General features: G+C 38.0%; 15 protein-coding genes and 2 riboswitches. Of the genes, 4 read left to right on the top strand and 11 right to left on the bottom strand.

Going from position 1 to position 17,417, the window contains the following annotated elements:
- Window positions 1-15 precede the first annotated feature (15 nt).
- From BLR86_RS06990 to BLR86_RS07015, 6 genes are all read right to left on the bottom strand, one after another.
- On the bottom strand, window positions 16-762 hold the full coding sequence (locus BLR86_RS06990; RefSeq protein ID WP_090759714.1) for a DUF4430 domain-containing protein: 747 nt from the start codon (window positions 760-762) through the stop codon (window positions 16-18).
- 27 nt (window positions 763-789) lie between these two features.
- Window positions 790-2,286, bottom strand: coding sequence for a DUF4430 domain-containing protein (locus BLR86_RS06995; RefSeq protein WP_090759716.1), 1,497 nt, complete (start codon window positions 2,284-2,286; stop codon window positions 790-792).
- A 119-nt stretch (window positions 2,287-2,405) separates the two neighbouring features.
- Window positions 2,406-2,592, bottom strand: a riboswitch (cobalamin riboswitch).
- A gap of 76 nt (window positions 2,593-2,668) precedes the next feature.
- Window positions 2,669-3,136: a 6,7-dimethyl-8-ribityllumazine synthase gene (ribE, locus tag BLR86_RS07000; RefSeq protein ID WP_090759718.1), complete on the bottom strand. Its 468-nt coding sequence runs from the start codon at window positions 3,134-3,136 to the stop codon at window positions 2,669-2,671.
- 27 nt (window positions 3,137-3,163) lie between these two features.
- Window positions 3,164-4,291, bottom strand: a complete 1,128-nt coding sequence (ribB, locus tag BLR86_RS07005; RefSeq protein WP_090759720.1) for a 3,4-dihydroxy-2-butanone-4-phosphate synthase — start codon at window positions 4,289-4,291, stop codon at window positions 3,164-3,166.
- A 33-nt stretch (window positions 4,292-4,324) separates the two neighbouring features.
- Entirely contained in the window at window positions 4,325-4,984 is a 660-nt protein-coding gene (gene ribE / locus BLR86_RS07010) for a riboflavin synthase (protein WP_090759721.1), read from the bottom strand.
- Between the two features lie 178 nt (window positions 4,985-5,162).
- Window positions 5,163-5,307: riboswitch (FMN riboswitch) on the bottom strand.
- A gap of 73 nt (window positions 5,308-5,380) precedes the next feature.
- Window positions 5,381-6,229 (bottom strand): oxidoreductase, encoded by an 849-nt coding sequence (locus BLR86_RS07015; protein ID WP_090759723.1) that lies wholly within the window; start codon window positions 6,227-6,229, stop codon window positions 5,381-5,383.
- 203 nt (window positions 6,230-6,432) lie between these two features.
- On the opposite strand from BLR86_RS07015, the gene BLR86_RS07020 reads away from it, so the two are divergent.
- Window positions 6,433-6,636: a hypothetical protein gene (locus tag BLR86_RS07020; RefSeq protein ID WP_090759725.1), complete on the top strand. Its 204-nt coding sequence runs from the start codon at window positions 6,433-6,435 to the stop codon at window positions 6,634-6,636.
- Entirely contained in the window at window positions 6,636-6,839 is a 204-nt protein-coding gene (locus BLR86_RS07025; protein ID WP_090759727.1) for a YwbE family protein, read from the top strand. The genes BLR86_RS07020 and BLR86_RS07025 overlap by 1 nt, the downstream gene beginning before the upstream one ends.
- Window positions 6,840-7,243: 404 nt before the next feature.
- On the opposite strand, the gene BLR86_RS07030 is transcribed toward BLR86_RS07025, so the two are convergent.
- The 5 genes from BLR86_RS07030 to BLR86_RS07050 form a co-directional block, all read right to left on the bottom strand.
- Complete coding sequence (locus tag BLR86_RS07030) at window positions 7,244-7,444, bottom strand: cold-shock protein (RefSeq protein ID WP_045515670.1); 201 nt, start codon at window positions 7,442-7,444, stop codon at window positions 7,244-7,246.
- Between the two features lie 176 nt (window positions 7,445-7,620).
- Window positions 7,621-8,373, bottom strand: coding sequence for a Cof-type HAD-IIB family hydrolase (locus tag BLR86_RS07035; RefSeq protein ID WP_090759730.1), 753 nt, complete (start codon window positions 8,371-8,373; stop codon window positions 7,621-7,623).
- 148 nt (window positions 8,374-8,521) lie between these two features.
- Window positions 8,522-8,926, bottom strand: a complete 405-nt coding sequence (locus BLR86_RS07040) for a BsuPI-related putative proteinase inhibitor (protein ID WP_090759732.1) — start codon at window positions 8,924-8,926, stop codon at window positions 8,522-8,524.
- Window positions 8,927-9,027: 101 nt separating this feature from the next.
- Entirely contained in the window at window positions 9,028-13,485 is a 4,458-nt protein-coding gene (locus BLR86_RS26765; protein WP_139185581.1) for a S8 family serine peptidase, read from the bottom strand.
- A gap of 411 nt (window positions 13,486-13,896) precedes the next feature.
- The gene (locus BLR86_RS07050) at window positions 13,897-14,202 is read right to left on the bottom strand and encodes a heme biosynthesis protein HemY (RefSeq protein WP_090759736.1); all 306 of its coding nucleotides are present in this window, start codon (window positions 14,200-14,202) and stop codon (window positions 13,897-13,899) included.
- Window positions 14,203-14,538: 336 nt separating this feature from the next.
- On the opposite strand from BLR86_RS07050, the gene qoxA reads away from it, so the two are divergent.
- Both qoxA and qoxB read left to right on the top strand, forming a co-directional pair.
- Complete coding sequence (gene qoxA / locus BLR86_RS07055; RefSeq protein WP_090760342.1) at window positions 14,539-15,435, top strand: cytochrome aa3 quinol oxidase subunit II; 897 nt, start codon at window positions 14,539-14,541, stop codon at window positions 15,433-15,435.
- A 35-nt stretch (window positions 15,436-15,470) separates the two neighbouring features.
- Window positions 15,471-17,414, top strand: coding sequence for a cytochrome aa3 quinol oxidase subunit I (gene qoxB / locus BLR86_RS07060; protein WP_090759738.1), 1,944 nt, complete (start codon window positions 15,471-15,473; stop codon window positions 17,412-17,414).
- The last annotated feature ends 3 nt before the right edge of the window (window positions 17,415-17,417 follow it).

Genomic DNA, 17,417 nt, shown 5'->3' on the forward strand with positions numbered 1-17,417 from the left:
TTTTCTGCTCCAAGCTTATTCCGTATAGTAACACTCAATCGTATCGCCATCATTTACTTTCATCGTGCCTATGCTTTTTGTAAGGCTGACTCCGTTCAATTCGAACACCCAGCCACTTTTTACACCATAATCAAATTCGTATATATTATCAATGCCTTCCACATAGGCCGAAGCCCCACTGCCACGTGTTTCCATTTGAATCCCCTGTTTTTTCGTCGTTTGAAGGAGAATATCATAAATTGTATCTCCCTCTTTACTCTCGGCCTTCGTTGGAGCTAAAATAGTACCTCTGTCCTTTGGACCTTTAATCGAAATCGTAACAGTTGCAGCAGGTACCTTGGTTTCTGCAGGTACAGCTGGTGTCGTATTTGGCGGAGTGGTGACTACCGGTGCAGCTGGTGTAGGTGGTGGTGGTACAGGTTTTGTTGTAGGTGCTGGAGCAGCTGGTTTCGGTTCTACAGCAGGTGTTGAACTGGGTGTAGCATTGCCACTTCCTTTACTAGCAGCTGGTGTATCAGTAGTTGATTTTGCCTCATCTTCAGTTGCAGTTGGCTTTACAGGATCAGCTTCCCTATCTGTCGATTGTTCACTGCCTTCATCGGCAGAGTCATTTGACTCTGCCTCTTTATCATTGACTTTACTTATCTTTTCATTCTTTACTGGCTCATTTGAAGCCTCTTCTTTTTTACCACAGCCAATTAAACCAACTGTTACGAACAGAGAAAGTAATAGGATTGCCCCTGTTTTAAATAACCTCCGCATGCTATACCCCTCCTTGGTCTATTTTCGTTATGCTTTTCGTTGTTTGAGGTAATATACGCTTCCGACTGCCAATAATAATAGACCAAGTGCAATCAGGTTATAGATGTTGGTAGCTGTATTGGGTATTGGATATCCAACTTGATTTACTTGGGCAGCTGGCTGTTTAACAATTGGTGCTTGTGCTTGTGTTTCTGTTTGTGTTGGTGTTGGTGTTTGTACCTCGGGATTCACAATTATAGGATTCCGCGGAAGTAATGGCAGATTATACAATGACCCCTTACCTTGTTTATACAATTGGTATGCAACTAATGCCTGGACTCCTTGCTGGGTTGAGAACACGTCACTTACATCCCCACCCTGCCAATCAAATCCACCATCACTATTTTGAAAGGTTAATAAAAATTTTATTAAACTGCTATTATCTTTCGTAAACAACGGGCCATTTACATCTACGCCTAAGGCAGAAAGTGCAATAACCACTTGTGCAGCGGTGGAACTATTATCAATTTTGGAGTTTTGATATTGTGCTGATAAATATTGTAGTGCTAAATCAACTTTTTCTTTTATTCCGGCTTTGTCCTTATAGGGGGCAAGTGCGGTTAAAATCATTCCTGTTGTATCGATGTCACTTGTTGCGCTCTCATCCCATGCCCAGCCGCCATCAGGGTTTTGTCTATCAAGTAAATGGGCAGTCAGTTTATCTCTAGTCCAAAGAGCGTTGTCAGGTATCTCAAAACTAGCACTATCTAATGCTATTAACGCATAAGAAACACCAATTAATCCTTGTTTCGTCACATTTCCATTATAAACAGCTTCGACCAAATTATAGCCTTCAATATTTCTTGGATCCCCGCCTGCTGCAAGCAAACCTAAAATATAACGTTCTGTATCAGTAATTCTTGAAAACTTGCCTTGCTTTTCTTTCACTACCTGTTTCACACTTTCCAGATACTGGGCTGGAATTGTTTTTCCAGTTTGTTTCAAAGAAATCACTTCAAATTCTGTAAGTGGATTACTAAGAACATATTGAGTGACAGCATCTAGTGCTGTTTGAAAATCAGCAACATCCCCTGTAACTGGTTCTTCAACTGGTGTTTCAATTTCAGGTTCATCCATTGGTTTGGTCCAATCCGTATACCGAAAACTAATCTTATCACCATTTTGAACAATGTATGAGTCTGAACCGACCAGTGCAGATTTACCGTTAATTAAAAAATTCCAAAAATAAGTTTCTCCATCCGCAGGCTTCAAGCCATAGATTCCTGTTAACATTTTTCCAAATGGGAAGTCCGTAAATTCTAAATTATCTTCCCCAACTGCCTTTATTAAAACTTCTGTGGCTGTCTCATTTTCACCAACTGCTACAGAAGTTTCAGCAAATAAGGGATTGGCTTCATCAAGTCCAATTACACTAATACTCGCCAGGTTTCCTTCTGCAGCCAATGCAGGTACTTGAACACCATATGTAAGTAATGTTAAAACAAGCACCATGACCAACCAGATTTTTTTCTTTTGGTTTTTCATTTTTCTCTCTCCCTTTTTGTTTATGCCATAAAAAAATCCCCCTATAAAAGAGGGGGAGTTATGTATGATAAGAAAACGAATAAAACTTTCGTTTTCTTAACACTCCCCTATCCACGTAGGTTTTTGTGTAAAAAACAGGCAGGTTTCCTGGCTCATGGTCATTGCTTCCTGCGTCTTCCCGTCATTTGACAGTGACATAATGCAAGTTGCTCCCATTTACAGTGGCGGGACCGCGTTGGCTTTTTACCAACTTCCCTTTTAAGCTAGCCTTATAAAAGACCTAGCACCTATTTTAAAAAGTTATTTTTTTATGTTGCTTTCATTATAGTAATAAGTTTTTGATTTGTATATGATTTTGTTTATAGTAGTTTTACAAAACCTATTATTCGATGGTTCTTAATAAATTCGCCATTTCAATTGCTCCGGTTGCCGAATCCCATCCCTTATTTCCTGCCTTTGTTCCGGCACGCTCGATTGCCTGTTCAATGGAATCAGTTGTTAAAACTCCAAAAATAACTGGGATACCGCTACTTAGATTAATTTTTGAAACTCCCTTAGCTACTTCACTGCAAACATAATCAAAATGTGGAGTGGAGCCGCGAATGACAGTTCCAAGCGTAATAACAGCATCATATTTTTTACTATTCGCCATTTTTTGAGCAACTAAAGGAATTTCAAATGCACCCGGTACCCAAGCGAGATCAACATCCGTTTCGTTTACACCGTGTCTTTTGAGTGCATCCTGCGCGCCGCTTAGCAATTTACTGGTAATAAATTCATTAAATCGTCCAACCACTATTCCTACCTTTAATCCAGATCCTACTAAATTACCTTCAAAAATATTTCCCATGATAATACCTCCAACTTTCGTGTGTTTTTATTTTACATTTTCCTCTTGTATTTCCATTTGCAATGGAACAGTTTCTACGACTTCAAGATCATAACCTTTAATGCCCAAGATTTTTCTCGGATTATTGGTTAACAATTTCATTTTTTTAATCCCTAAGTCCTTTAATATCTGAGCACCAATGCCAAATTCACGTAAAGCTGTTTCATTCGCCTCTACTTGCAAATTACCTGCCTCCTGGTGCTTGTATGACTGCAATTTATTTATTATTCCATTACCACCTTGGCGCATATAAAGAAAGACTCCATTGCCTGCTTGTTCAATTTGACTTAATGCAGCATGCAGCTGTGGTCGGCATTCACATTGGTATGAACCAAAAACATCGCCTGTTATGCACTCTGAATGAACACGAACAAGAATGGCTGCTTCAGGATCTATTTCACCTTTTATTAATGCCAAATGTTCTTTTTCATCCACTACGTTTGAATAGCCAGCAGCTTTAAAATCGCCAAATTCTGTCGGTAAATTTATTTCCACTTCACATTTGACCAACTTATCTTTTTTATTACGATATTCGATCAAGTCTTTAATCGTAATCATTTTGACGTTTAGCTCATCGGCAATTTTCCGCAACTCTGGAACACGAGCCATTGTTCCATCTTCATTCATGATTTCACAAATGACTCCCGCAGGTTTAGAACCGCATAATCTCGCTAAATCTACAGCCGCTTCAGTATGACCTGTTCTTCTCAACACGCCTCCTTTTTTGGCTACCAAAGGGAAAACATGTCCTGGTCTCAGGAAATCAGAAGGCTTTGCTTCTGGTTCTAGCATTTGTAAGATTGTTGCAGAACGTTCAAAGGCTGATATTCCCGTCGTTGAGAATTTGTGGTCAATACTGACAGTAAAAGCTGTTCCATGTGCATCGGTATTATTTGCTACCATTGGAAAAAGTTCCAATTTCCTTGCTAACTCCTCATCAACCGGGACACAGATTAAGCCTCTCCCATGTGTTGCCATTAAATTTATCACTTCTGGAGTAGCTTTTTCAGCTAAAGAGATAAAGTCGCCTTCATTCTCTCTGTCTTCATCATCACAAACAATGATGACATTACCGTTTTGTAAATCCACCAATGCTTCTTCAATTGGATCAAACACGGTTATCTCCCCTTTCTACTAATTCATATGTAACTAGGCAAATCCATTCTCTTCTAGGAATTGTGCGCTAATACTTGAAGTCTTCCTGTTACTCATATTCGATGAACCAGCTGTTAAAAATTGCCCGACATACTTCCCAATCATGTCGCATTCTAAATTAACAATATCACCTGAATCTTTAAGGCCTAGAATACTTTCCGATAAAGTATGAGGGATAAGGGAGAGCGTAAATGCATGATCACTTACACCGAACACAGTAAGACTTGTCCCGTCTACCGCTATCGATCCCCTAACAATCACGTACCTGAGTAGTGCAGCCGAAGCTTCAATTTCGTAATAAATAGCATTTTCAACCTGCTTTTTACTTTTGATCACTCCTGTTCCATCAATATGACCTGAAACGAAGTGACCTCCAAATCTCCCTCCAGCTGCCATTGCCCGTTCGAGATTTACTTTGGAGCCTCGTTTTAAAGAATGTAAGCTGGATGCTTTGACAGTTTCAGGCATGACATCCACCTTAAACTGCTTACTCGTGAAACTAGTTACTGTCAGGCACACCCCGTTCACAGAAATACTGTCTCCCAGATGTACATCCTCTAAAATTGTTTTTGCTTCAATTGTAAGAACAAAGGAATCTCCTGTTCGCTGGATATTTGCGACTACACCTAATTCTTCAATAATACCGGTAAACATAGCATTTGTACCCCTTACTAATTATTTGCAATAAAAGCAAATATTTTTTAATACCTGAACATCTCTTATAAGGGCATGGAAAAGGACCCTGAAGAAATAAACGCTTCAGGGTCCTTGAAAAAGGCATTAACAAATAGAGTTTAAAAAAGGGTAGACTTTCCCCTTGATTAAACTAGATTTTTTCCTTCTCCCATCCAGACTTTAACTGTCGGCTCTGGAATTTCACCAGATCCACCGCTTAACAAACGTTAACCGGGTCACGGACTAAGAAGCTAGGCTTCATCACCGCCGGTTAGGAATTTCACCTGACCCCGAAGGAATTATTCAACTTTATCATACAGTATACCTTATACTAGCATAAAATGCTAAAAGTAGGATCCTTCTCTCTATCATGCTTTATTTTTCAAACAATTTACTAATAATTATTTTTTCCCAAAGTCTCCATGGTAAAAGATTCTTCAATAATATTGAAGCTTTTACTCCACGGCCAATTGGGTATCTCATTTTAGGATTTTTCTTTCCTGCTATTTCTGCTATTTTTTTGGCCACTTCCAATGGGTCACCAAAGCTATCTTCCCCATGTCCAATATACCTTTCAATGCTTTGCATATAATCCTGATAAGGAGAGTATGACTTCATAGATTCTACAGCTACCTGTTTTCCTGGTGACCAGATATTTGTTTTATAAGACCCAGGTTCAATCAACACCACCTTTACACCAAATGGCTGCATTTCCAAGCGAAGACTTTCACTCCACCCCTCAATGGCATGCTTTGAAGCAATGTATGGTGATAATCCTGGAAAAGCAACTTTACCACTTATACTGCTAATATTTATGATACAGCCCTGGCCCTGCTTCCTCATCAAGGGTAGAAAAGCCTTGGTTACGGCGAAAACACCAAATACATTTGTTTCAAACTGTTTTCGATACTCCTCCATCGATATTTCTTCCACAAACCCAGCACCGGCAAAGCCCGCATTATTAATTAATACGTCCACTCTTCCGACATCCTCAATTACTCGTGATTGAAACGTTTGGATGGATTTTTCATCCGTTACATCCAGTACATGAACGATAATTTTTGATTCAACCCCATACTTCCTTGCCTCCTGTATTAGGTCTGCACTTTTGCTGCTATTTCTCACAGTGGCGAACACGGTATAACCCTTTCTTGCTAATTCTATAGAGGTTATTAATCCGAAACCGCTTGTTGTGCCGGTTACAATCGCTATTTTGTCATTCATAAGCCTATCTCCCTTTTGCTTCAGTAACCGTCGTTGACGCAGAAATCTTACATAATTTTAACACCACTTTAGATGAACAACTACTAATAAATGAATATTCTGTGAGCTTGTATTTTTTATTTCTATTTTTCATTAACTTGTTAATTTAGGAAAAAATAGATTATACTATATATAAGACCGTATTATTTCAGGAGGATTTACTTATGTCAGAAAACAATCAAACAAGCCAAAATGAAGAACCTAAAAAGAAAATGAGTCTGCAGGAAGCAATGAAACAGCAGCTTGAGAATAAGAAGAATAAAGCAGCAGCTGGAAATAACAGTGGTAACAGCCTTCAAAATACAAAAAAAATGAAAAGTCAAATGACCAAAAAAGTGAGTAATACTCGTAGAAAAATGGGTGTTTAATGAACGGGAAAAATAGGAAAGACATCACTGCTGGTACCGAGGTTGCCATTGTTTTAAAGGCTGATCAAAGAACGGGTAAGCTTACCAGAGGTGTCGTAAAGGATATCCTAACAAATTCTAGCACCCATCCACATGGTATTAAAGTTAGGTTACTAGATGGTCAAGTTGGGCGCGTACAGGAAATAATTACGCCAAAATCTTAATTACCGATATAAGAACCTTTGTAGGGTATGAATTTTCTCAATCTAACCTATACTAGTGGTAACCATTTTACTTATCACATATTGGATCTCCACTTCTTTAGTGGAGGTTTTTTTACATTGGCTATGTTAATACTCATTGTTGAATTTTCGTGTAGAAAAATTTTTTAAGCGGAGGCGGAGAATTTCCGGCTAATGTCGATAATAGAGGCTTAAGGAGCAGATATAAGCGGAGATATTCCGACTAACTGTTCACAATAAGACAAAAGCCATCGATTTGGAACGTATAACCGGAAAAACTCCGCTTATTTTTCAAATTGAGTGAAATCAACATTTACCTTTAACACAGCCTTTACATTAAAAAACAGACTCACATTTGGAGTCTGTTTTGAGGTTTGAAGGTAATTTTATGCTTTACGTACGTTAACCGCTTGTGGACCACGTTGTCCATTTTCGATTTCAAACGTCACTTCTTGACCTTCATCTAACGTTTTGTAGCCTTCGCCTTGAATAGCTGAGAAGTGAACGAAAACATCGTCCCCTCCGTCGCGCTCGATAAATCCAAAGCCTTTTTCACCGTTAAACCATTTTACTTTACCATGTTCCATTTTTGTAGCTCCTCCTAGCATGTAACAATTACATGAAATTGCAATATAGTCTTGCCCGATTATTATTACCAAGAAGAAAAAATTTTAAACAAATTTCTCTTATAAAGTAAGTATTTCACAATGTTTCTATTTTATTTAGATAAATTAAAAATTATCAATGAATAATGACTGTTTAATTACTTAAGGACCCATTCTCGGATTGCTTTTGCAACACCATCTTCATTATTCGTTGACGTCACCCAAGCCGCGGCATTCTTTACAATTTCCTGGGCATTCCCCATTGCAATGCCAAGGCCAGCTTCTTCAATCATTGCCAGGTCATTACGGCTATCGCCCACTGCCATAACATTTTTCATTTCAATTCCAAGGCGCTCGCAGACGAGCACAAGCCCTCGTGCCTTATTTATCCCAGCGGGGTTTACCTCTATATTTGTTGGAGTTGAGTTGCTTAATTCAAACTCACCTCTTGACTGGAGCTCTTTTAGTATTGTATCTCTTGTTGTTTCATCCTTACTATTAAAGCCAAATTTCAACCATTCCTCTGCATGGATATCATCCGGCATTTCATCAATCCAGTTGCGATTTGTGGTAATCGCCCAGTACCTAACCTGATGCTTATGGGTAAGTTCTAACATCCATTGTATGGATTCAGATTTCACAAGATTTCTATCAACTAATCCTCTTTTATCATCCCAAATTTCACTGCCGTTTACTGTCACTAAATAGGAGGTTAACGATAGTGAGTCAGCATGATACTCACATTTTCTAAGTGAGCGTCCCGTACTTAGAACTACATACACTCCCTTTTCCTGTGCTTCTTTAATGGCCAGGCGGTTTGCTTCAGAGATTTCATGCTGATCGTTTAATAGTGTTCCGTCCATATCAAGCGCAATTAATTTAATTTCATTGTCATTGAGATAATTCTCCAAACGATTCAACTCCTTTAAAACTATACATAATTAGAGTAACACCAAGCTGAAATATCACAAAATAGGCACTATCAAAAAATTCCTTGTGATTGCCCACAAAGATCCCGTTCTGTTGTAACTTAAGCAAGAGGCAAACTAGCAATATCACCTAGTCTATCGTAAAATTTAGTTTTTCTTTATGGGAATCCATTCCTCGTGCAGCTATCCACATTATGATGGAATATTGTCCTTTATCTAAAGGAGGCAATGTTTCTGTGGTAAAATGCAAAGATTTTCTGGCTGGAAGCATGACGTTTTTAATGACTTGTGCAAACATTTTTCCATCCGAATAGCGATAGACCAGCTTTCCCTTATTCGTAAATAGTTCATAATCATATATTTTAGCCGATGGAAATTGCAGGAAGATATCCTCATTTCCAATATTTTGAACTTCATATATAAAAGTGATTTCATTTGGATCCTCCTTTTTTATGAGAGATGTTTTGAGTTCTTGGCGGTGATTTGGATTAACAGAACCATTAACTTTTCGCAATTTTTTACCATTGTCTTTCATTTACATCACCTTTCTTATTAAAAAGTAAAGTATATCCACGAGTAAAAAAATCTGCCCCTACCAGTAAGTTATTAGTAGTAGAGGCAGAATTTTATTAGCTATTAAAGGACAGCTTTTTTATTTTTTCTGTACAAAATATACATTGCAAGCAGTCCCGCAAGGAGCATAGCTGAACCAAATGCAAGGTAATTATAAGAATCTGTTGCAGTGTTTGGTAATTTCTTTCCATTATTACTGTTGTTATTGTTATTACTGTTGTTATTCTTGTTTGATCCAGGAGTTCCATTATTATTATCATTTTTCGGACCTTCTGGTTTTGGATCTACAGGTTTTGGAGCGACAATGTTCTTAACTTCAATGGTTTGCACAGTTTCGACACCAGCACTATTTTTCACATAGACTGTGTAAAAGCCATTTTTAATTACCAAGAATGACTTTGTTGAAAGATCGATGTCCATACCGTCTGTTGCAAAGTCTGCAGCCAATTTTTGACCTTCTAACCATTTCATTGCTACAACATCACCATCGGTTTTAACTTTCACCGTCACAGGACCTTCAGTTGATTCTGTGTTTAATAGGCTTAGTTCTACTTTTACTGGTACAACTGGAACCTGAATATTGTTAACTGAAATGGTTTGTACTGCTTCTGCACCATCAATATTCTTTACATAAACAGTATAGGTTCCATTTGCAAAAACCTTGAATGACTTTGCTGCAAGAATATTTGTACCGGCATCTGCAAAATCAGCAGCTGTTTTATTGCCCGCTAACCATTTCATGGCTACAAGTTCACTTTGACTATCTGAAGAAACAGTAACTGTAACATCCCCTTCAGTTGATTCTGTTGTTGAAGGTGTAAGCACTACTGAAATTGGCTTTACAGGTTCTTTAATGTTATCTACTGTAATGGTTCGAATAGCTTCAACACCTGCGCTATTTTTTGCATAAACAGTATAAACACCATTCACAGTTACATCAAATGATTTCGTTGCAAGAATATCTGCACCTGCATCTGCAAAATCAGCAAGTGTTTTATTGCCCGCTAACCATTTTAATGCCGTTAATTCTTCCACACTATCTGTAGCAACAGACACCGACACAGGACCTTCAGTTGGTTCAGTGGTGGATGGAGTTAAGTCAATTGTGATCGGTGCAGGTGGTTGGACAATATTGTTTACGGTAATCAATTGTACAGCTTCTACGCCAACACTATTTTTTGCGAAAACAGTATAGGTGCCATTTTCTACTACCTCGAATGACTTAGCTGTAAGGTCAATATCAATGCCGCCTTCTACAAAATCAGCAAGAGCTTTTTCACCCTTCAGCCATTTCAAGGCACTCAATGGCTCTTCACTGTCAGTTGCAACTGTAACAGTAACTGGACCTTGAGTTTCTTCGGATGTAGATGGTGTTAATGTAATTGTAATTTCTTTAGGCAACACTTCTTTTACATTTAGTGAAACCTCTTGTGTTGCAGAGTTTTGAGCAATGTCTTTTACACTTAAGGTCAACTTATTATTTCCAGAAGGTAATTCAGATAATGAGATATCAAATGTACCATCTTGCTTAAGTATTACAGGACCATTGCTAACAGCATTTCCATTTTTATCGGTTAATTGATAAGTCACAGCTAAGTTCTGATTAACGTCATAGCTTGAATTGAAAATTTCACTCCAATTTACACTTGTTGCAAAATCAACAAATTTATCATCAATAGAGCCGCTTACTACATATTCTGAACCATCGATTTCATCTACAACTGAATTAAATGCAATTTTTGGATCAGAAGTTTTCACGTAGAAAGGACCATCCCAAGCAAGGAAATTGATATCTCCATTGGTTAAATCCCATTGGTTAAAATCAACTGTGTATACACCCTCTGGAGTTCGAGTCTCTTTGTTAGTTCCCCAGTCAGTATAAGTGCCGCCAATTGGCAATCTCCAGTTTCCACTTGGAATAATATCAAACTCGAGATATCCTAGATATCCGTCTCCAAAGAATCCATCTTCAGGTTTTTCTGCATTCCAAAGTTCAATGGATGCTGCTTGTTGATCATGTAATCCAAAAAATAAATTTGTAGTGTCAGCTTTACCATCACCATCTGGTGAAATAGCATAGCTTTCAAGTTCAAAATATGCTAAACCAGTAGGGCCAGTTGCTGAAAAGACTACTGCAAATGGTAAAGCTAATTTTGTTGTAGCATTGCTAATCTTAATATATCCCAGTAATTCATTATCTGGTGAATCCACACCTTTAGGAACAGTTAACGTTACAGTAAGCTTTTCTGAATCATTTAATGTAAATGATGACTTATCAACAGTTACATTAGCATCTGCTAACTCGCCTGTAGCTGCTTTCGTTACTTCGACAGTTACATCGAAATCACCCGATACTGCAGCTCCTAATTGTCTTACATCAATTTCTTTTGTAACGACTGTTTCCCCATCCGGATTTGGAACGACTTTTCCAAACGTAATGGTTCCTTTTTTATTATCAACAAGTTTTCCATCATTGTCAGTTGTATCCAATGCATAGGCAAGTGCACCTGCATTTATAGCTTCAAGCGGTTGTACACGGCCAGGTCCTTGAGCAAATACGTCAAACAGCTCTGTATCTAATTGTTTTGCAGTGTTAGACAAGGCAACTTTTACATCATATGGTGTCCAATCTGGATTTTTTGATAAAAGTAAAGCAGCGATACCTGCGACATGAGGTGTTGCCATACTTGTACCAGTATAACGGTCATATGATTGTGAATAATCAATTCCAGGATAATCTTTTGCGTAAGATGCTACTGACGATATAATATTTGTTCCAGGTGCAGATACATCCGGTTTAATATCAAATGTCGGTGTTGAAGGTCCTCGTGAACTTGAGTCATTCATCTGGTCCCCTTCAGTAGTACCTTTCACATAATTACTAAATGTTACTTTACCTAGTTTATTATCTGTTGCAGCAATTGCGTCTCTAAATGCCTTTCCATCCGCAGTTGAAATGTCATATGTTGGGATGAATGCAAATGAATCCCCAAGGAAAACCCCTGCTGGTCCTGCATTTTCCCGATTGTTGTGAATAATGATTCCAATAGCCCCTGCTTTCTTTGCAAAAGCAATTTTGTCCACAAACGGAATTTCCCCTCGAGAAACGAGTACTACTTTATCTGTTACATCAAGACCTGCATAATCTGCTTCCTTTCCAAGTCCTGGTACCGCAACAACATCATACGTTCCACTCATTGTTTCTTCTGGATCTTGAGCAAAAGTCCAACCCATCAATCCTACATTATAATTAGCACTAAAATTACCAGCTACAACTGATAAGTTAGCTTGATTAGTTGTTTGTGGTAATGTTGAGTTCCCTACAGAAATTCCAAGTGCACTGGTCGCCGGACTACCAATTGTTGAACGGTCAGGACCGCTGTTACCAGTAGCAATGACGGCTGTCACACCAGCTAATGTAGCATTATTAATCGCAAAAGAATCTGGTGCAGTTTGGCTATTACTGTCTCCACCCAACGATAGATTAATAATATCCATTCCTTCTTCAACCGATTTATCAATCGCAGCAATAACTGCAGATTCTGTCCCGCTGCCATAGGCACCTAATACCCGGTATGCGTACAATTCAATTTTCGGCGCAATACCTTTTATGCCGTATGGATTTTTCCCTTGTGCTGCAATCGTCCCTGCAACATGTGTACCATGGGAAGTATAGAATGAATTTCCGACAGCATCAAACTCTGGTTTATTTGCAGGTCGGTCTAATGGACTTGTCTCATAAGGATCGTCTGATGCACGTTCACGAGCATAATCACTACTATTCTCGACAAAGTTTTCTCCACCTTTATAAACACCTTCAAACTCAGGATGATTATAGTCAATTCCAGTATCGATAACTGCTACCTTTACACCCTCACCTTCATATCCCATGTCCCATATCTCTGGAATATCGAGAAATTCATTACTTTCATTAACTGGTGCTGTAACTGGCGCCGTAACCGTATTAGCAGCTTTAGTAGGACCATCATTTAAAGCGTAAACTTTGTTATCAGGATCAACGCTTACTACGCCTTTCATATTAATAAGCTTTTGTAGGTCCTTTCCAGGTAACGTAAGTGAAATCCCATTGAATGCTTGATCATATGTAAAGCCTTTTTTATATGATACTTTTACCTGCTTTAAGCTTTTTTCGAATACTGCTTGTTGAGCAACTACTTTCTGCTTTATGCTTGCCGCTTTTGCCGAAGTAAATGATTTACCTTTAATCATTTGCTTTCCTTTTTCAAGTGCAACCGGTGCTTCAGAAAGTTGTACAATTACAGAAACGTTTTCATCATCCTTAACATTTTTTAATGAAGGATGAAGAGTCGGAGTTTTAGCTAATAATGCTTCTTGCTTTTGAACCAGCCTCTCCATTACTTGAGCTCTCTTACTCACATTCAGGTGTTTCCCCTGTGGAGTGGTGTTAGCTAGTACAAAACTAGGTGCGAATAATGAGAATACTAGTATAAAGATTAGTAAACTAGTAAATACTTTGTTAATTTTTCTTCTTTTAGACAAGTTTCTTCCTCCCCTTCAATCTACCTATTCCACCATGTAATTTTCAAACCATTCTCCTATTTACAAACCCCCTCCAGTGATAAACATGCACTATTAGTTAAATAGTGGTAAATATTATAATACTATATTACGAATTTTTAATAAATAAATAATTTTTAGAATATTCAAACTGAAAATGTAGAAAATTAGCAATTTAATTTTCAATGGTTATGGGAAATTTCTACAATAACTGTAACGATACAAGCAATAAAAACCTCAATGAAAAAATGTTTATATTATTCTTGTGTCGTATTTTGTTGAATAAATAGTAGTTTAGCACTAGATTCCCCTTTCGTTTTACTGAGAAACAATAAAAAAAAAGATGCCGCATTTGGCATCCTAATAATTTTATTGAATTGATTGTCTAAATGGTTAATGATGGTGGTGATGGCCGCCTTTTGTTGGATTTGTGATCAGCCACTCTTCTTTTGGAACATGGAACAATTGGATCCAAACTCCATCTAAAAATTCATCACGTTTATCAAGAATAATGTCAATATCCTTATCGGTTTTAACCACTTCATCATGTTCAGTAGGTGTATCAAGCATTAGATCATAATGTGCATGATCTCCATGTATATTGGTTACATATACTCGGAACAACTTGCCCTGTGCTTCTTCACCTTCCACCATTTTTTTCAATGCTTTTGCTGCATGGCGATTGATTTTGACGTTCATGCGTGTCTCCCCTATTCGTATGTATTCATATACATTATCCCATTAATGTGTAAAAATAGACAATTTTTTATGATTTTCTACTTTCCATAGATTTTCTATCGCAGGAATATAAATCCTTAACAAATTTGTCACAAATTTTTCAAAAAACGTATATAAACATCACAGTTATGTTGCTAATATTGTGTTATGCAAAATAATAACACTAATAATATAATAAATATTTGTTAGTAATGATTTTAATTATTTATTCAGAAATTTTAAGTAAGTATGTGAATTAATTCACGAAATGCACTACACTTAATGAGAGGAGCTTAAAAATTGAAAAAACTAGCTAAAATGAAATGGACTTTAATGGTAGCAATGACTATGTTTGCCACGATTTTGTCTGGCTGTGAGCCACTACTCGTATTGGATCCTAAAGGTCCGCAAGCGGCAAGGCAAGCAAGCGACATCCTAATGTCCATTGGAATTATGTCTGGAATCGTTATCGTAGTTTTCACAATGTTAGTGTACATGTTAGTAAAGTATCGAGCTTCTAAACAAAAGGCTGATTATGAACCTCCACATATCGAAGGCAATATATGGGTAGAAGTCATCATGGTTGGTATTCCTGTATTAATCGTTGCTTTCCTATCTTTTGTATCTGTTCAAAGTAACTATATCGTTGAAGCAAAACCGATAGGGTATGATGATAAGGAGCCTTTAGTGGTTTATGCTTCATCTTCAAACTGGAAGTGGCATTTTAGTTATCCTGAGGAAGGCATTGAAACAGTAAATTACTTGTACATTCCTACAGATCGAGCACTTGAATTTAAGCTTTATTCATATGGACCGATTACAAGTTTTTGGATTCCACAACTTGGAGGACAAAAGTATGCAATGGCTGATATGGTTACCACCTTACATTTAGCCGCAGATGTTCCAGGTGAATTTATGGGACGAAACGCTAACTTTTCAGGTAAAGGATTTGCGGAAAACACCTTCAATGTAACGGCAATGTCACAAGAAGACTTTGACGATTGGGTAAAAGAGGTAAAAGAAACTGCCAAGCCGATTACTGAGAAAAAATTTAAGGATTTATTAGAACCAGGTCATCTTGGACAACAAACATACACTGGGACTCATTTAGAATTCTCACCGCCGCCAACAGGTCATGATCATAGTGAAGAATCATCAGAAACAACCGAATCTGACACAGATTCCCATTCACAACATGAAAATATGAATCACTAATAATAGTATTCTTCCCGAGAAAGGAGTTAGTAATAATGGATTTCTTTGATCGATTTGCTGTTCCACATCCTAGTTTTGCGATTTATGCCTCGATGGTTGCCATTGGACTAACCATCATTGCAGTTATTGCTGGAATTACTTATTTTAAAAAATGGGGCTACCTTTGGCGTGAATGGTTAACAACTGTTGACCATAAACGGATTGGTATTATGTATCTGCTCTCTGCCCTCCTTATGCTTTTCCGAGGCGGGGTTGACGCGATTATGATGCGTGCTCAACTGGCTGTACCAGAAAACACCCTGCTTGACGCACAACATTATAATGAGATTTTCACGACACACGGGATCGTTATGATCCTGTTTATGGCAATGCCGTTCATTATGTTCTTTATGAACTTTGTTGTTCCATTGCAAATTGGAGCACGTGATGTGGCCTTCCCACGCTTGAACGCTTTAAGCTTCTGGCTATTCTTTATGGGTGCCATGTTATTCAACATATCGTTTGTTGTCGGTGGCTCACCTGATGCAGGCTGGACCTCTTACTTCCCGCTTGCAGGTAACGAATTCAGCACATCTGTCGGTACCAATTACTATATGATTGCAATTCAAATTGCCGGTATTGGTACATTAATGACTGGAATTAACTTTATCACTACGATTCTCAAAATGAGAGCACCTGGTATGACATTATTCAAAATGCCAATGTTTACTTGGTCTGCTTTAATTGCCAATGTTATCATCGTATTCGCATTCCCTGTATTAGCTGTATTGCTTGCAATGGGAACCTTAGATCGTCAATTTGGAACTAACTTTTTCACGATGGATAATGGTGGAATGGATATGCTATGGGCTAATATTTTCTGGGTTTGGGGACATCCTGAAGTTTATATCCTAATCCTGCCGGCATTCGGAATTTATAGCGAAATTATCTCAACCTTTGCCCGTCGAAACCTATATGGTTATAAATCGATGGTTGGTTCAATGGTGATTATTTCCCTTCTTTCTTTCTTTGTATGGGCACACCATTTCTTTACCATGGGTCAAGGAGCATTAACCAACAGTATCTTCTCGATTACAACCATGGCGATTGCTGTACCGACAGGAGTTAAGATCTTTAACTGGCTACTTACACTAAGAAAAGGAAAAATTGTTTTTACTACACCAATGCTCTACAGTATGCTTTTCATTCCACTGTTTACATTAGGTGGAGTTACAGGTGTAATGCTTGCGATGTCGGCCGCAGACTATCAATATCATAATACGATGTTCTTAGTTGCTCACTTCCACAACGTTATTATTCCTGGTGTTGTCTATGCGATGCTTGCTGGCCTGCATTACTATTGGCCAAAAATGTTCGGTTTCATGTTAAATGAGAAAATTGGAAAATGGACAGCATGGCTATTATCAATCGGCTTTATCTTAGCCTTCATGCCTATGTATGCTTCAGGATTAGATGGCCAGGCACGCCGGATGTACACATACTCTGAAGCTGCTGGATTTGGCTTATTGAATATGATTTCGTTTGTTGGAGCGGCGATCATGGCCATTGGTTTTGTGTTCATTGTCTACAATATCTACTATAGTGTTCGATATGAATCTAGAGATATTAGTAGTGATCCTTGGGATGCTCGTACGCTAGAGTGGTCTACACATACACCCGTACCAGAATACAATTTTGCGATATTACCAGAAGTACATTCCAATGAAGCATTTTGGGACGCAAAGAAGAAAGGTCATGTTTTATTTAAAGGTGAATACGAGAAAATTCACATGCCAAATAATAGCGGTATCCCATTCATTATGAGCTGTATCTTCTTTGTTTGGGGATTCTCATTCATTTTCAGCTTGTGGATTCCTGTTATCGTTACTACACTAGGAATTTTCGGATGTATGGCTTTAAGGTCATTTGAACAAGACCATGGCCGATATATCTCTGTTAAAGAAATTGAAGAAACAGAAACAAATTTGCGAGGTGCTTAAAAA

This window comes from Bacillus sp. OK048 (genome assembly GCF_900103525.1).
In the GTDB taxonomy this organism is placed as follows: Bacteria; Bacillota; Bacilli; order Bacillales; family Cytobacillaceae; genus Neobacillus.

What these genes read in the sequence shown, in the direction of transcription:
- BLR86_RS06990 (WP_090759714.1), bottom strand. Translation starts at nt 762, where the DNA reads ATGCGGAGGTTATTTAAAACAGGGGCAATCCTATTACTTTCTCTGTTC.
- BLR86_RS06995 (WP_090759716.1), bottom strand. Translation starts at nt 2,286, where the DNA reads ATGAAAAACCAAAAGAAAAAAATCTGGTTGGTCATGGTGCTTGTTTTA.
- ribE (WP_090759718.1), bottom strand. Translation starts at nt 3,136, where the DNA reads ATGGGAAATATTTTTGAAGGTAATTTAGTAGGATCTGGATTAAAGGTA.
- ribE (WP_090759721.1), bottom strand. Translation starts at nt 4,984, where the DNA reads ATGTTTACCGGTATTATTGAAGAATTAGGTGTAGTCGCAAATATCCAG.
- BLR86_RS07015 (WP_090759723.1), bottom strand. Translation starts at nt 6,229, where the DNA reads ATGAATGACAAAATAGCGATTGTAACCGGCACAACAAGCGGTTTCGGA.
- BLR86_RS07020 (WP_090759725.1), top strand. Translation starts at nt 6,433, where the DNA reads ATGTCAGAAAACAATCAAACAAGCCAAAATGAAGAACCTAAAAAGAAA.
- BLR86_RS07025 (WP_090759727.1), top strand. Translation starts at nt 6,636, where the DNA reads ATGAACGGGAAAAATAGGAAAGACATCACTGCTGGTACCGAGGTTGCC.
- BLR86_RS07030 (WP_045515670.1), bottom strand. Translation starts at nt 7,444, where the DNA reads ATGGAACATGGTAAAGTAAAATGGTTTAACGGTGAAAAAGGCTTTGGA.
- BLR86_RS07040 (WP_090759732.1), bottom strand. Translation starts at nt 8,926, where the DNA reads ATGAAAGACAATGGTAAAAAATTGCGAAAAGTTAATGGTTCTGTTAAT.
- BLR86_RS07050 (WP_090759736.1), bottom strand. Translation starts at nt 14,202, where the DNA reads ATGAACGTCAAAATCAATCGCCATGCAGCAAAAGCATTGAAAAAAATG.
- qoxA (WP_090760342.1), top strand. Translation starts at nt 14,539, where the DNA reads ATGAAATGGACTTTAATGGTAGCAATGACTATGTTTGCCACGATTTTG.
- qoxB (WP_090759738.1), top strand. Translation starts at nt 15,471, where the DNA reads ATGGATTTCTTTGATCGATTTGCTGTTCCACATCCTAGTTTTGCGATT.